The following is a 14,131-nucleotide window of genomic DNA, read 5'->3' on the forward strand; positions in this document are numbered from 1 at the left end:
GGACCCCGCAACCCGCCTCACGGCTCAGCGGGCGCGGCGGGCGCGGACCGCGGCGGCCAGATCCTCGAGCAGCGTCTCGGTGGTCGCCCAGTCCATGCACGCGTCGGTGACGGACTGGCCGTAGGTCAGCGGCTGGGCGTCGATGCTCTGGTTGCCGGCGACCAGGAAGCTTTCCAGCATCACGGCCGCGACCGACTCCGAGCCGTCGGCGACCTGCGCACCCAGCTCGCGGGCGACCTCCGCCTGCCGCACGTGCGACTTGCCGCTGTTCGCATGGCTGGCGTCGACCATCAGGCGCGCAGGCAGGCCGGCCTTCTCCAGCAGCGCAACCGCGGCGGCGACGTCCTCGGGCCCGTAGTTGGTGCCACCTCGCCCGCCGCGCAGGATCACGTGCGGATCCGGGTTGCCGGTGGTCCGGACGACCGCGGACAGTCCCGAAGGGTCGGTGCCGAAGAACACGTGGCCGGCACGCGCCGAGCCGCAGCCGTCGACCGCCACCTGCACGTTGCCGTCGGTGCCGTTCTTGAACCCGATCGGCATCGACAGCCCGGAGGCGAGTTCGCGGTGGACCTGGCTCTCGGTGGTGCGCGCGCCGATCGCTCCCCACGAGACGGTGTCGGCGATGTACTGCGGACTGGTCGGCTCGAGGAACTCGCACCCGACCGGGAGGCCGGTGTCGAGCACGTCGAGCAGCAGCGTGCGCGCCACCCGCAGACCGCGCGGCACGTCGTAGGACTCGTCGAGCCCCGGGTCATTGATCAGGCCCTTCCAGCCGACCGTCGTCCGCGGCTTCTCGAAGTACACCCGCATGACCACGCACACGTCCTCACGCAGACGCTCGGCGACCGGCGCGAGCAGTCGCGCGTACTCGAGTGCGGCGGACGGGTCGTGCACGGAGCAGGGGCCGACCACCGCGAGCATGCGGTCGTCGAGGCCGGAGAGGATCGCGCGGACCTCGTCGCGGCTGCGGGTCACCAGTTCGGCGCGGTCATGTCCGAGCGGCAACTCGGTGAGCAACTCGGCGGGCGAGGGCAGCGGCCGGAACTCGGCGATGTTGAGGTCGCTGGTGTGGGCCGGGTCGAGATCGGTGCCGGTCGTGGGCTCGGCTGCAGTGTCGAGATCGACAGTCATTGATGGACCTTCCGCGAAGTGTGGCGGCGGGCCTGAAGTGATCCGGTGCCCGCCTCGTTAACGGCGAAAGGCAGAGACGAACGTCTCTGCCTTGGGCTCCGGATGGAATGGGGGGTCAGCGCACTGAACCTCCGACTCCACCCGGAGCCGAGGTAAAGCGCCAATATGCGCGGACCACAATCACGCCGACGAGCATAGCAGCTACCCGAACACGACCAGCCAGACCGCCACCAGATGGCAGATCGCGGCGACTGCGGTGGCGGCATGGAAGAACTCGTGGTGGCCGAACGTGGCGGGCCAGGGATCGGGCCACTTGGTGGCGTAGAGCACGGCTCCGACGCTGTAGAAGACGCCGCCGACGGCGAGCAGCACCATCGGCGCGATGCCCGCGGTGTGCACCAGCGTCGGGGCGACGAACACGATCACCCAGCCGAGCAACAGATACAGCGGCACGCCGACCCAACGCGGGGCGGTCGGCCACAGCATCTTCAGCACGACCCCCGCCAGCGCGCCCGTCCAGACCACCGCCAGCACCACACGTCCGGTCGACGGCGGCAGCCCGAACATCGCGAACGGCGTGTAGCTGCCCGCGATGAACACGAAGATCATCGAGTGGTCCGCGCGTTTCATGCGGGTGCGGGCGCGCACGGTCCGCCAGGTGATCCGGTGATAGGTCGCGCTGACCCCGAACAGGCCGCACACCGTGAGGCTGTAGATCGCCGTCGCCAGCGCTGCGCGGGTGCCGACCAGAGGCCACGACACCGCCACCAACGTGATTCCGGCCACGACGGCGACGCTGCACGCCCAGAGGTGGATCCAGCCACGCATGCGGGGCTTGACCGGGTGCGTTTCGGGGGCTGCCTGGGGCTTCACCATCTGCGTCGGCACGAACCTACGGTACCGTAGGTTTCTGTCCGGGCGGCGCCGGTTGCGGTCGTCGGAGTGGCGTGGATCGCACGGCGTAGGCTCGCTAGCCGTGGTGATGATCGGGTGAAGGTGCAGGATTCGCTGTACCGGCTGTATGAGCGGCGACTGCGGCGGGGACTCGAGGGTGCCCAGCGACCGCGACACGTCGCGGTCATGTGCGACGGGAACCGTCGATGGGCGCGGGAGAACGGATTCACCGACGTCAGTCACGGCCACCGGATGGGTGCGCTGAAGATCGCCGAGATGCTCGGCTGGTGCGACGCCGCGGGTATCGAGATGGCCACCATCTACCTGCTCTCCACCGAGAACCTGCGCCGCGACGCCGAGGAACTCGACACCCTCCTCGAGATCATCACCGACGTGGTCGAGGAGATCTCCGGCCCCGGCAAGAACTGGCGGGTCCGCATCGTCGGCGCGCTCGAGCTGCTGCCGGACGACCTGGCCCGCCGGCTGCGGGATGCCGCCGACGGCACCGAGGGGCGCACCGGGACCCACGTCAACGTCGCCGTCGGGTACGGCGGCCGGCAGGAGATCTGCGATGCGGCGCGGTCGCTGCTGCAGTCCGAGATGGACAGGGGAGTCGGCGGCCCGGACCTGATCGAGTCGATCACGCCGGACGCGATCGGCAAGCACCTCTACACCTCCGGGCAGCCCGACCCCGATCTGGTCATCCGCACCTCGGGAGAGCAGCGGCTGTCCGGATTCCTGTTGTGGCAGAGCGCCTATTCGGAGATCTGGTTCACCGAGGCGTACTGGCCGGAGTTCCGGCGCGTCGACTTCCTCCGCGCGCTGCGCGACTACGCCGCGCGGCACCGTAGGTTCGGGGCCTGAGCCCCTGTGTGGGAGTTGCGGGGTCGGGACCACGCAACTCCCACACAGGGTGCGTCAACGCCCGTAGACGGCGTCGAGGTACCGGTTGGCCCGCGCGGACCCGACCAGCTGCGGTCCCATCTTGTTCATCACGTAGGCGATCGTGAGGTTGCGGTCCAGGTCGGCGACCACCACCGAGCCACCGAACCCGGTCCACCAGCACGCCCGGCCGGCGGGCACGCCGGGCATCGACGGGCTCGGCAGCGCCCAGCCGAGCCCGAAGCGCACGTGCGCGCCGAGCACCGGGTCCCTGCCGTCGGCCTGGACCTCGAAGATCCGCCCGACGGTCTCCGGAGCGGCGAAGCGGCGCCCGCCGACCGTGCCGCCGCAGGTGATCACCGACTGCACCAGTGCCACCGAGCGCGCGTTGCCCTGCCCGTTCGCCGCGCCCAGTTCCGCGGCGAGAAAGCCCGGATCGGTGGTGAGCGCGGGAGCGAACGCCGGGTTCGTCAGCGTCCGCAGCATGAGGCTGTCCGTGGGCAGTGAGGCGTAGTCGAACCCGGTGGGCGGGGGAGGAACCAGCGTGGCGATCCGTTCCGGCTGCGCGAGAAGTGATTCGGGTGCGCCGATCCAGTAGTCGGCGCCCAGTGGTACGGCGACCTCGGCGGCGAAGAACTGGCCGAGGCTCACGCCGGTGATCCGGCGCACCAGTTCGCCGACAAGGGTGCCGAAGGACATCGCGTGGTAGCCGGAACTCGCCCCGGGCGTCCACCACGGTGCCTGCCGCGCAAGCAGATCCGCAGCCGATGGCGTGTCGTACAGGTCCTCGACACGCATCCGTTCGTCCCATCCGGACAGGCCGCTGGTGTGCCCGAGTACGTGCCGGACCAGGACCGTCTGCTTGCCGGCCGCGGCGAACTCGGGCCAGTACTCCGCGACCGGTGCATCGGGGTCGAGCAGGCCGCGGTCGACGAGCACGAGTGCGGCCAGCGCGGTCATCGTCTTCGTGATCGAGTAGGTGTTGACGACGGTGTCGCGGGTCCAGGGCCGTCCCGAGGCGGCGTCCGCCGTCCCGCCCCACAGGTCGACGACGACCTCCTCGCCCGACATCACGCACAGCGACGCCCCCAGCTCGACGCCGGTCTCGAGATTGTGCCGCAACAGTTCCCGGACGCCCTCGAATCCGGGCGCGCAGACGCCGTCGAGGACCGGTTCGCTGCGTTCCTCGGTGGCGGTGGTCGTCAACGCACACCCACGGGGCTCTGTGCGCGCTTCTCGCCTGCCTCGATCTCCTTGAGCAGATCCTTTGTGTAGCGGGCGAAGTCGATCTGGATGGTGTGCCGCGGAGCGTTGTAGTACTGCGCCAGGTGCTTGTTCTCGTCGTGCGTGATCAGCTCACACATCTCGTGTTCCGGCGGCAGCACGTACTGCCCTGCCAGGTGCCGAGCGATGAGCTTGCTCTGCTGTTCGGCGAGGTTGACGATCGTCGGCGACGACTGCGCCAGCCCCGCGTAGTACAGGTCGTCGACGCCGGGCTTCATGATCCGCTTGAACAGCGGATAGCGGTGGTCCGAGTCCGGCTGCAGGTCGGCGTCGTCGAAGAACGGGAACGTCATCTGGTAGCCGGTCGCGAACACCAGGACGTCGACCTCGATGCGTTGTCCGTCGGTCAGGACAACGGCGTCGCCGTCGAGGCGCGCGATCGCCGGCACGCAGGTCACGTCGCCGGAGCCGGCCTTGGCGAGGAAGTCGATGCTCACCGACGGGTGCGCGGACAGCGGCTCGTGGTCGGGCTTGGGCAGGCCGTAGTCCTCCATGTTGCCGAGGGTCTTCTTGATCGCCCGACGGGAGATGGCCAGGCCCAGCTTCTTCGGCATCCACGGCGGCATCATCATCTTGTCGGCGGGCTTGCCGCCGCGGTACTTCGACAGCACCCACACGCCGCGCCGCGCCGACAGCCACAGGTGCTCGGCGACCGACCGGCTCGACACCTCGGAGGCGATGTCCAGCGCCGAGTTGCCCATGCCGACGACCATCACCCGCTTGCCGTGCATGTCCACCGGTTCGAACGGGGTGCGGTAGTCGTGGCTGTGGATGACCGTGCCGTCGAAGCTGCCGGGATACTCGGGGATGCGCGGGTTCCAGTGGTGCCCGTTGGCGACCACCAGCGCGTCGTAGGTGCGGGTCTCACCGGTGTCGAGGGTGACCTCCCAGCCGCCGCCGGTGCGCCGGGCGGCACGCTCGACCGCGGTGTTGAAGGTGATGGTCTCGCGCACGCCGAAGTGGTCGACGTAGTCGCGGAAGTACTGGTGGATCAGCGTGTGGTGGGGGAAGTGCGGCCAGTCCTTGCCCGCCGGGTACTCCTCGAACTCGAGCCGCGTGGTCGAGGTGTCGATGTGCAGCGACTGGTAGCAGGCGGACTTGCCGTTGGGGTTGTTGTAGTACCAGTTGCCGCCCACGTCGTCGGACATCTCGAAGCAGTCGTAGGCGATGCCGAAGTCTTTGAGCCGCTTGGCCGTGGTGAATCCGGAGCATCCTGCACCGATGATGCAGACCGTGGGTGTGGGCATGGTCGTGTCCCTTTCCGCGCATACCGTTTCAAGCATGTGATGCGGCTCATAGAACGCGCTCGCTGACGCACTGTCAAGCGAGTCGACTTGTGAATTGTCCCGATGCGGTGTGCGCTGGTGGCCGTGGAGGGAAAGACGAGATCCCGTGAGAGCGACCATGCCCGTGCCGGCGCGGTGCCCCGAGGCGGGGAGCGGCCGTCGCAGCGCGACCGGCAGAAGCAGCGGACGCGGCGGCAGCTGCTCGACGCGGCCCGCACCCGCTTCGCCGAGGTGGGCTACGCGGCGGTGACGGTCGACGACATCACCAGCGCCGTCGGCTGCAGCCGGGCGACCTTCTACCTGCACTTCTCCGGGAAGCTCGACGTCCTGCAGTGCATCGGTGCGGAGACGACCGCGCCGCGGGCCGTCGAGCTCTACGCGGAACTCGACGACGTGCTCGTCGGTGGCGCGCGGGAGGACTTCGCGCAGTGGATGCGCCGCGCCATCGACTGGTTCGACCGTAACCGTGAGATCCTGCCGGCCTGGGACGAGGCGCTGACGCTGGAGCCGTCGTTCCGTCAGGCGGCGAAGGGGGCGATCGACGCGCTGCCGGAGGCGATGCCGCGTTACCTGGCGCGCTGGCCGCAGGACCGTCGCCCCGAGGCGCGGCTGCGGATCGAGTTGATGGTCACCCAGCTCGAGCGCTTCTTCACCCGGTGGGCGGTGCAGGGCACGATCGAGGTGTCCCGCGCCGCGGCGGCCGACGTGCTCACCGACATCTGGTACCCGGCACTGAGCGCGACGGCAGATGGATCGTGTCGGCCGACCGACTCGGCGTGACCGGCCGGATCAGAGCTTGCGCAGCCGCAACCGATTGATGGTGTGGTCGAAGTCCTTGCGCAGCACCAGCGTGGCCCGCGGGCGGGTGGGCAGGATGTTCTCCACCAGGTTGGGGCGGTTGATCGAGTGCCAGATCTCCTGGGCGGCGATCGTCGCGTGCTCGTCCGACAGCGCCGCGTAGTGGTGGAAGTGCGCGTTGGGGTCGGCGAAGGCGGTGCTGCGCAGCGCCAGGAAACGCTTGACGTACCAGTGTTCGATGTCCTCGATGCGGGCGTCGACGTAGATCGAGAAGTCGAACAGGTCCGAGACCATCAGGCGCGGGCCGGTCTGCAGCACGTTCAGGCCCTCGAGGATCAGGATGTCGGGCTGGCGGACCCACTGCCGCTCGCCCTTGACGATGTCGTAGGACACGTGCGAGTAGACCGGTGCGGACACCTCGGCGGCGCCGGACTTGACCTCGGTGACGAACCGCAGCAGTGCGCGGCGGTCATAGGACTCGGGAAAACCCTTGCGGTGCATGATGCCTCGCCGGCTCAGTTCGGCGGAGGAGTACAGGAAGCCGTCGGTCGTCACGAGATCGACGCGCGGGTGGGTGTCCCAGCGGGACAGCAGTGCCTGCAGCACGCGCGCGGTGGTCGACTTGCCCACCGCGACACTGCCGGCCACGCCGATGACGAACGGCACCTGGCGGTCGGGGTGCTTCTCGCCCAAGAACGTGCCGGTCGCGGCGAACAGGCGTTGCCGGGCGGCGACCTGCAGGTGGATCAGACGCGAGAGCGGCAGATAGACCTCGGCGACCTCGTTCAGGTCGATCTGTTCACCGAGACCCCGCAGCTTGTGCAGGTCCTTTTCGGTGAGCACCTGCGGAGTCGACTTACGCAGGTCACGCCAGTGCTTGCGGTCGAACTCGACGTACGGGCTGGGCTCGCTCACCCGTGACATTCGCGGACCTCGCGCGGGTGCGGTCCGTGCGGACAGCGGCCGGGACGGCAACTGGTGGAGTCGCGGTGCATAACGTGAGTCAACACTGTCCGGTGGGTCCGGAGCGAGCCGGGTCACCCACGGCGGTCGGGTCGCTAGGCTCGGCAGGCGTGGAGACTTCCGACCTGATCGACGAGTACCTGCTGCTGGGACTGCGGTTCGACCGCCTCGAGGAGGGGTTCGTCGATGCGTACACCGGCGACCCGGCCCTGCGTCGCCGCGTCGAGAACGAACCCGCGCCGGAGCCGCGGACGCTCGCACGCGACGCCGCCGAACTGATCGCCCGAATCCCCGGCAACGGCCTGGAACCCTCCCGAGCGGGCTTCGTCGCCGCGCACCTGCGGGCGCTGGAGTGTTCGGCACGCAAGTTCGCCGGCGACCGGATCGGGTTCGTCGACGAGGTCGAGGCGTACTTCGACGTGCGCATCGAGCTCGGCGACGTCGAGGACTACCGCCAGGCACACCGCGCGATGGACGAGGTGCTGGCCGGCCCGGGGACGCTGTCCGAGCGGATGTTCGCACACCGCGCCGCCGACGAGATCCCGCCGGAGCGCCTCGGTGAGTGTGTGGAGGCCTTCTCCAGCGCGCTGCGCGACCGTGTGCGCGCCGACTACGCGCTGCCCGACGGCGAGATCGTCGAGTACGAGGTGGTCGGCGACAAGCCGTGGTCGGGCTTCAACTACTACCTGGGCGGCTACCGGTCGAAGGTGGCGATCAACTCGGACCTCAAGCAGTACATGTCGCACCTGCCGCGGCTGATCGCGCACGAGGCCTACCCGGGCCACCACACCGAGCACTGCCGCAAGGAGGCGGGCCTGGTCGGGGCCGGGCAGCGCGAGCAGACGATCTTCCTGGTCAACACCCCGCAATGCCTGATGGCCGAGGGTCTGGCAGACCTGGCGCTCGAGGCGGCGGTGGGGCCGGGCTGGGGCCGGTGGGCGCAGGAGATCTACGCCGATCTGGGGCTGCGGTTCGACGGCGAGCGGGCCGAACGGCTGTCCGCGGCGTCGTCGAACCTGCTCGGGGTGCGTCAGGACGCGGCGCTGCTGCTGCACGACCGCGGCGCCGACGCCGACGAGGTCGCCGCGTTCCTGCAGCGCTGGAGCGTGAGCACCCCCGAGCGGGCCCGGCAGACGCTGCGGTTCCTGTCCTCGCCGCTGTGGCGGGCTTACATCAGCACCTATGTGGAGGGCTACCGGTTGCTGCAGCGGTGGCTGGAGGTCCGGCCCGCCGGGATGCCGACGGCGCAGCGGTTCGTCCGGCTGCTCGACGAGCCGCTGATCCCGTCGCAGATCCGGGCCGAACTGGGCTGAGAACCCTGGATTGGTTCGTCTACGTGGTCTTTCGTAGACTTGGGCTGATGCCCGCATCGGCCGACCGTCCGCAGACCTGGGAGCCTCCTCGATGACCTCTGTATCGCCCGCCACCTCGAGCATGAATGCCTCGCTCGCCGAACTCGACCCCGAGGTCGCGGAGGCGATGGCCGGTGAGCTGGGCCGTCAGCGCGACACCCTCGAGATGATCGCCTCGGAGAACTTCGTGCCGCGCGCGGTGCTGCAGGCGCAGGGCTCGGTACTGACCAACAAGTACGCCGAGGGCTACCCGGGACGTCGCTACTACGGCGGCTGCGAGCACGTCGACGTCGTCGAGAACCTGTCCCGTGAGCGCGCCAAGGCGCTGTTCGGGGCCGACTTCGCGAACGTGCAGCCGCACGCCGGCGCGCAGGCCAACGCCGCGGTGCTGATGGCGCTGATGAACCCGGGCGAGAAGCTGCTCGGCATGGACCTCGCGCACGGCGGGCACCTGACGCACGGCATGAAGCTGAACTTCTCCGGCAAGCTCTACCAGGTCGCCGCCTACGGCGTGCGTGAGGACACCCACGTCGTCGACATGGACATCGTCCGCGAGAAGGCGCTGGCCGAGCGCCCGCAGGTGATCATCGCCGGCTGGTCCGCCTACCCGCGTCAGCTCGACTTCGCGGCGTTCCGGTCGATCGCCGACGAGGTCGGTGCCAAGCTGTGGGTCGACATGGCGCACTTCGCCGGGCTGGTCGCGACCGGCCTGCACCCGTCGCCGGTGCCGCACGCGGACGTCGTCTCGACCACCGTGCACAAGACCCTCGGCGGCCCCCGTTCCGGCATGATCCTGGCCAAGCAGGAGTGGGCCAAGAAGCTCAACTCCGCCGTCTTCCCCGGTCAGCAGGGCGGGCCGCTGATGCACGCAATCGCCGCGAAGGCCGTCGCGATGAAGATCGCCGGCTCCGACGAGTTCGCCGAGCGTCAGCAGCGGGTGCTCGCCGGCGCGAAGATCCTGGCCGAGCGTCTGTCCGCGGCCGACGTCGCCGGCAACGGCATCTCCGTGCTCACCGGCGGCACCGACGTGCACCTGGTGCTGGTGGACCTGCGCAATTCGCAGCTCGACGGCCAGCAGGGCGAGGATCTGCTGCACGAGATCGGCATCACCGTCAACCGCAACGCCGTGCCGTTCGACCCGCGCCCGCCGATGAACCCGTCGGGCCTGCGCATCGGCACCCCGGCGCTGGCCACCCGCGGCTTCGGCGATGAGGCGTTCACCGAGGTCGCCGACATCATCGGCACCGCGCTCGCGGCCGGCCAGTCGGCCGACGTCGCGGCGCTGCGCGCCCGGGTGACCAAGCTGGCCCAGGACTACCCGTTGTATCAGGGTCTGGAGGACTGGAAGCTCGTCTGACTTCGGACGACTGTCGACGCGCCCACGAGCGGTTCAATGCCGACTCGCGGGCGCGTCGGTCGTTTCCGGAGCCTCGACCAGCGTCGGGTAGTCGCGCAGGTCGATATCGTTGGCGCCCCGGTCACCGAACTTGATCATCAGTTCGAACATCGATGAGCCGACGAACCAGTCGCGCACGCGGATGCCCATCCGGGTCTTCGGGGCCAGGAAGCGGCCGGGGTTGCTGGATCCGGCGATCTGGTTGTAGCGCTGCATGATCTCGTCGTAGCGGGGAAGTGCCACGGTGTGGTCGCCGGCGGCGAGGGCGAACTCGCCCGCCAGCACATAGGCGCCGACCACGGCCAGTCCGGTCCCGAATCCCGCAAGTGTGTTGCCGTATCCGGCGTCGCCGACCAACGCGATGCGGCCGGTGACACAGGACGGCATTCTCACCACGCTGAGCGAGTCAAGGTAGAAGTCAGCGGCCTCATCCAGTTCCACCAGCATGCGCGGGACCTCCCAGCCGACTCCGGCGAAGGTCTCCTTGACGATTCGGCGCTGAGCTTGCTCGTCATCGCGTGCGTAGTCCAGTTCGGGTGCGGCGAACATGTACAGCTGTTCGGCCTTCGGACCTCCGCTGACCGCGAGCTTGCCCGGCGTGTTGTGCGCGTAGGACACCTCACGTCGCGGGCCGTCGGTGCGCCGGGGGCCCGTCGCCGAATTGGCGAGGCAGTAGTAGTAGCCGCGGTGGCGGACATGGTCGCGTTCGGGCCCGAAAGCCAGCCTGCGCACCCGCGAGTGCACGCCGTCGGCGCCGACGACGAGGTCGAAGGTGCGGGCAGGACCGTGTTCGAACTCCACCCGCACCCCGTCGGCGCAGTCGGTGAGCGCGCGGACCGAGTCGCCGAAGACGTAGGTGCAACTCTCCGCCGTGCGCGTGTAGAGGAGCTCGGCGAGGTCGCCGCGCAGGATCTCCACATCGCCCCCGGTGAAGTCGCCGGAGATCAGCGAACGAGGGTTGCCGTTGTCATCGACCATCACCATGTCGCCGCCGCCGGTCTGCCGGTCCCGCACGGCGTCGAGGATGCCCATCCGCTCCAGCACTGTCAGATGCGTGGTGCCCTTGAAGTCGACGGCTTGCCCGCCTGGGCGCAACTCGGGGGCGCGTTCGACGACCGTGACGTCGAAGCCGTAGCGGTCGAGCCAGTAGGCGAGGGCAGGTCCGGCAATGCTCGCACCCGAGATGAGGACGGTCTTGGTGTGCATGGATACTCCGCTCTGAAACTGTATCTAGTAGAATCTGTTTCTGATGGACACAGAAGAGCGTATGGTAGACACAGTTTCGGGTCAACCCCGATTTTCTGGAAGGAAGATGCGATGTCGGCTCCGACCGTTGTCGAGCTGCTCTGGGGTACAGGGCGCAAGTCCCGGCGTGGTCCGAAGCCGTCGCTGTCGCTGGAGGTGATCGTCGGCGCGGCTATCACGCTGGCCGACGTCGAGGGGCTGGGCGGTGTGTCGATGCAGCGAGTGGCCGACCGGCTCGGCTACACCAAGATGTCGCTGTACCGATACGTGCCCGGCAAGGCGGAGCTCACCGCGCTGATGCTGGAGCAGGCCCTGGGATTGCCGCCGGACCGCGCCGCGGCGCAGCGGGTTCCAGGAGAGCCATGCTGGCGGGCGGAGTTGCGACTGTGGACTGAGGAGATCTTCCGGAGGTACCGAGCGCATCCGTGGTCGGTCGAACTGTCTGCCGGCATCCGGCCGATGGGGCCGCACGAGCTCGGCTGGCTCGAGTGTGCGCTGGCCTCGATGGCGGGGATCGGGCTCACCGGGGCGGAACGGCTGGACACCGTCGTGGTCCTGAACGGCCACGTTCGCAGCCTGGCCCAGCAGTCGAGGGGCGTGGGTGCGGACGCCGTGGAGGAGCAGCTGCTGGAGCAGATGGCAGAGGTGATGACGGCGGCAGGCGACCTGTTCCCCGAGGTCGTCGAGGCGCTCGGTGAACAGGCGGCTGCGGCGCCGGACCGGGTCGACGCTCTGCGCTTCGGTGTCGACCGGATTCTCGACGGACTGGAGGCCCTCGTCGCGCGCCGTGCGGGCTGACCGGCACGACGCCGGTACCCGGTACGAGCTGATGGCTAGCGCCCGCCGATGTCCTCCGACCACAGTTCGGGATGCGCGGACATCATGGTGCGCATGAGTTGTGCGGATCCGGCATCGTCGAGGACGATCACGTCGACGCTGCGCCGGCGCAGCAGGTCGAGTTCGCCCGCGAACGTCCGGCTCTCACCGACGACGACCCGCGGCACCTGGAACAGCAGAATCGCGCCCGTGCACATCGGACACGGCGCGAGTGTCGAGTAGAGCGTGAGGTCCGCGTAGTCGGTGCGCCGGCCGGCGTTTCGGAAGCACGTCATCTCCGCGTGCAGGATCGGATCGTCGTCCTGCACCCGGCGGTTGCGACCGGTCGCGATCAGTTCCTCGCCGCGGAACAGCGCGGCGCCGATGGGGATGCCGCCCTCGTCGAGGCCCGCCAGCGCCTCGGCCAGCGCGACGCCGTAGCACGAACGCACCTCGGATCGTCGGGTCATGTCGTCGTTCCCCTCGGTGGGCTCCTGGAGACATGATGCGCCGTTCACGGATTGTTCATCGTGTCGATCGGGCATCCTGTCGGACCGAGGTCGTAGCGTGAGTGGCAACGGGCGGCATGAAACGCCGCCCGTCCGGGAGGTTTTCGGTCGTGACGGAGTTGTTCGGCACGAGGGGACCGGCGCCCGGTCCCCGTGGGCGCTGAGTCCACCAGGAGACCGACCGGCCCAGCGAACAACCGCCTGTGCGGGTGCCGCGCCGGCGTAGGAGTCACCGTGTCGATCACTTCGGCAAGCTCGGGCCCCGCTCGCACCTACGTTCTCGACACCTCTGTCCTGCTCTCCGACCCCTGGGCGGTCACCCGCTTCGCGGAACACCACGTGGTGCTGCCGCTGGTCGTGATCTCCGAACTCGAGGGCAAGCGTCACCACCACGAACTCGGCTGGTTCGCGCGCGAGGCGTTGCGGATGCTCGACGACCTGCGCATCGAGTACGGCAGGCTCGATCGGCCGATCCCGGTCGGCGGTCAGGGCGGCACGATCCACGTCGAACTCAATCACACCGACCCCGCCGTCCTCCCGGTCGGATTCCGCACGGAGTCCAACGATTCGCGCATCCTCGCCTGCGCGTTGAACCTGGCGGCGGAGGGCCGCGACGTGGTGCTGGTCAGCAAGGACACGCCGCTGCGGGTCAAGGCGGGATCGATGGGCCTGCCCGCCGACGAGTACCACGCGCAGGACGTGGTGACCTCCGGATGGACCGGCATGACCGAGCTCGAGGTGACCCACGCCGACGTCGACCGGATCTTCGAACAAGGGGTGCTCGACCTCACCGAGGCGCGGAATCTGCCCTGCCACACCGGTGTCCGGTTGCTCGGCGGAACGTCGAGCGCGCTCGCGCGGGTGAACGAGGACAAGCGGTTGCAACTGGTGCGCGGCGACCGGGAGGCGTTCGGGCTGCACGGACGGTCGGCGGAGCAACGCATCGCGCTCGACCTGCTGCTCGACGAGAGCGTCGGGATCGTCTCGCTCGGCGGCCGCGCCGGGACCGGAAAGTCCGCGCTGGCGCTGTGCGCGGGCCTGGAGGCGGTGCTCGAACACGGCAGCCATCGAAAGGTCGTGGTGTTCCGGCCGCTGTATGCGGTCGGCGGCCAGGAACTCGGCTACCTGCCGGGCTCCGAGAACGAGAAGATGGGGCCCTGGGCGCAGGCCGTCTACGACACCCTCGAGGGGCTGGCGAGCCCGGCCGTGCTCGAGGAGGTGCTGAGTCGCGGCATGCTGGAGGTGTTGCCGCTCACGCACATTCGGGGCCGCTCGCTGCACGACTCGTTCGTCATCGTCGACGAGGCGCAGTCGCTCGAGCGCAACGTGCTGCTGACCGTGCTGTCACGGCTGGGACGTGGCTCGCGGGTGGTGCTGACCCACGACGTCGCGCAGCGGGACAACCTGCGGGTCGGTCGGCACGACGGGGTGGCCGCGGTGATCGAGAAGCTCAAGGGGCACCCGCTGTTCGCGCACGTCACGCTCACCCGTAGTGAACGGTCGGCGATCGCGGAACTGGTCACCGACATGCTCGAGGAGTACACGTCGGGGGTGTGAGTCACCAGGAGGGTCGGC

Annotated in this window: 13 protein-coding genes; 6 read left to right on the forward strand and 7 right to left on the reverse strand. The window is 69.1% G+C overall.

What is annotated here, in order from left to right; all coding sequences use genetic code 11:
* Window positions 1-24 precede the first annotated feature (24 nt).
* Together G4X40_RS19695 and trhA are read right to left on the reverse strand one after the other, a co-directional pair.
* Complete coding sequence (locus G4X40_RS19695; protein ID WP_277834992.1) at window positions 25-1,131, reverse strand: 3-deoxy-7-phosphoheptulonate synthase; 1,107 nt, start codon at window positions 1,129-1,131, stop codon at window positions 25-27.
* A 201-nt stretch (window positions 1,132-1,332) separates the two neighbouring features.
* Window positions 1,333-2,007 carry a PAQR family membrane homeostasis protein TrhA gene (gene trhA, locus G4X40_RS19700; protein WP_277835219.1) on the reverse strand — a complete coding sequence of 225 codons (675 nt, stop codon included), beginning with the start codon at window positions 2,005-2,007 and terminating at the stop codon, window positions 1,333-1,335.
* A 114-nt stretch (window positions 2,008-2,121) separates the two neighbouring features.
* Here trhA and G4X40_RS19705 point away from each other — a divergent pair, with 114 nt between their 5' ends.
* Window positions 2,122-2,889 carry an isoprenyl transferase gene (locus tag G4X40_RS19705; protein ID WP_277834994.1) on the forward strand — a complete coding sequence of 256 codons (768 nt, stop codon included), beginning with the start codon at window positions 2,122-2,124 and terminating at the stop codon, window positions 2,887-2,889.
* Between the two features lie 54 nt (window positions 2,890-2,943).
* Here G4X40_RS19705 and G4X40_RS19710 read toward each other — a convergent pair whose 3' ends face one another.
* Both G4X40_RS19710 and G4X40_RS19715 read right to left on the reverse strand, forming a co-directional pair.
* On the reverse strand, window positions 2,944-4,113 hold the full coding sequence (locus tag G4X40_RS19710) for a serine hydrolase domain-containing protein (RefSeq protein WP_277834995.1): 1,170 nt from the start codon (window positions 4,111-4,113) through the stop codon (window positions 2,944-2,946).
* Window positions 4,110-5,438 (reverse strand): flavin-containing monooxygenase, encoded by a 1,329-nt coding sequence (locus G4X40_RS19715; RefSeq protein WP_277834996.1) that lies wholly within the window; start codon window positions 5,436-5,438, stop codon window positions 4,110-4,112. Before G4X40_RS19715 ends, G4X40_RS19710 begins: the two co-directional genes overlap by 4 nt.
* Before the next feature lie 174 nt (window positions 5,439-5,612).
* Here G4X40_RS19715 and G4X40_RS19720 point away from each other — a divergent pair, with 174 nt between their 5' ends.
* The gene (locus G4X40_RS19720) at window positions 5,613-6,257 is read left to right on the forward strand and encodes a TetR/AcrR family transcriptional regulator (RefSeq protein ID WP_277835221.1); all 645 of its coding nucleotides are present in this window, start codon (window positions 5,613-5,615) and stop codon (window positions 6,255-6,257) included.
* Window positions 6,258-6,266: 9 nt separating this feature from the next.
* On the opposite strand, the gene coaA is transcribed toward G4X40_RS19720, so the two are convergent.
* Window positions 6,267-7,199 carry a type I pantothenate kinase gene (coaA, locus tag G4X40_RS19725; RefSeq protein ID WP_277834998.1) on the reverse strand — a complete coding sequence of 311 codons (933 nt, stop codon included), beginning with the start codon at window positions 7,197-7,199 and terminating at the stop codon, window positions 6,267-6,269.
* 149 nt (window positions 7,200-7,348) lie between these two features.
* On the opposite strand from coaA, the gene G4X40_RS19730 reads away from it, so the two are divergent.
* Entirely contained in the window at window positions 7,349-8,551 is a 1,203-nt protein-coding gene (locus G4X40_RS19730) for a DUF885 domain-containing protein (RefSeq protein ID WP_277834999.1), read from the forward strand.
* Window positions 8,552-8,642: 91 nt separating this feature from the next.
* Window positions 8,643-9,947, forward strand: coding sequence for a serine hydroxymethyltransferase (glyA, locus tag G4X40_RS19735; RefSeq protein WP_277835000.1), 1,305 nt, complete (start codon window positions 8,643-8,645; stop codon window positions 9,945-9,947).
* 33 nt (window positions 9,948-9,980) lie between these two features.
* On the opposite strand, the gene G4X40_RS19740 is transcribed toward glyA, so the two are convergent.
* A complete protein-coding gene (locus tag G4X40_RS19740) occupies window positions 9,981-11,192 on the reverse strand; it encodes an FAD-dependent monooxygenase (RefSeq protein ID WP_277835003.1) in 1,212 nt (403 codons plus the stop codon).
* A gap of 111 nt (window positions 11,193-11,303) precedes the next feature.
* Between G4X40_RS19740 and G4X40_RS19745 the strand changes: the two genes are divergently transcribed.
* On the forward strand, window positions 11,304-12,029 hold the full coding sequence (locus tag G4X40_RS19745; RefSeq protein WP_277835004.1) for a TetR/AcrR family transcriptional regulator: 726 nt from the start codon (window positions 11,304-11,306) through the stop codon (window positions 12,027-12,029).
* Window positions 12,030-12,064: 35 nt separating this feature from the next.
* On the opposite strand, the gene G4X40_RS19750 is transcribed toward G4X40_RS19745, so the two are convergent.
* Window positions 12,065-12,517 carry a nucleoside deaminase gene (locus G4X40_RS19750; RefSeq protein ID WP_277835023.1) on the reverse strand — a complete coding sequence of 151 codons (453 nt, stop codon included), beginning with the start codon at window positions 12,515-12,517 and terminating at the stop codon, window positions 12,065-12,067.
* Window positions 12,518-12,790: 273 nt separating this feature from the next.
* Here G4X40_RS19750 and G4X40_RS19755 point away from each other — a divergent pair, with 273 nt between their 5' ends.
* A complete protein-coding gene (locus G4X40_RS19755; RefSeq protein ID WP_408642256.1) occupies window positions 12,791-14,113 on the forward strand; it encodes a PhoH family protein in 1,323 nt (440 codons plus the stop codon).
* Window positions 14,114-14,131 lie beyond the last annotated feature (18 nt).

This window comes from Speluncibacter jeojiensis, from assembly GCF_029589495.1.
GTDB lineage: Bacteria > Actinomycetota > Actinomycetes > Mycobacteriales > Mycobacteriaceae > Speluncibacter > Speluncibacter jeojiensis.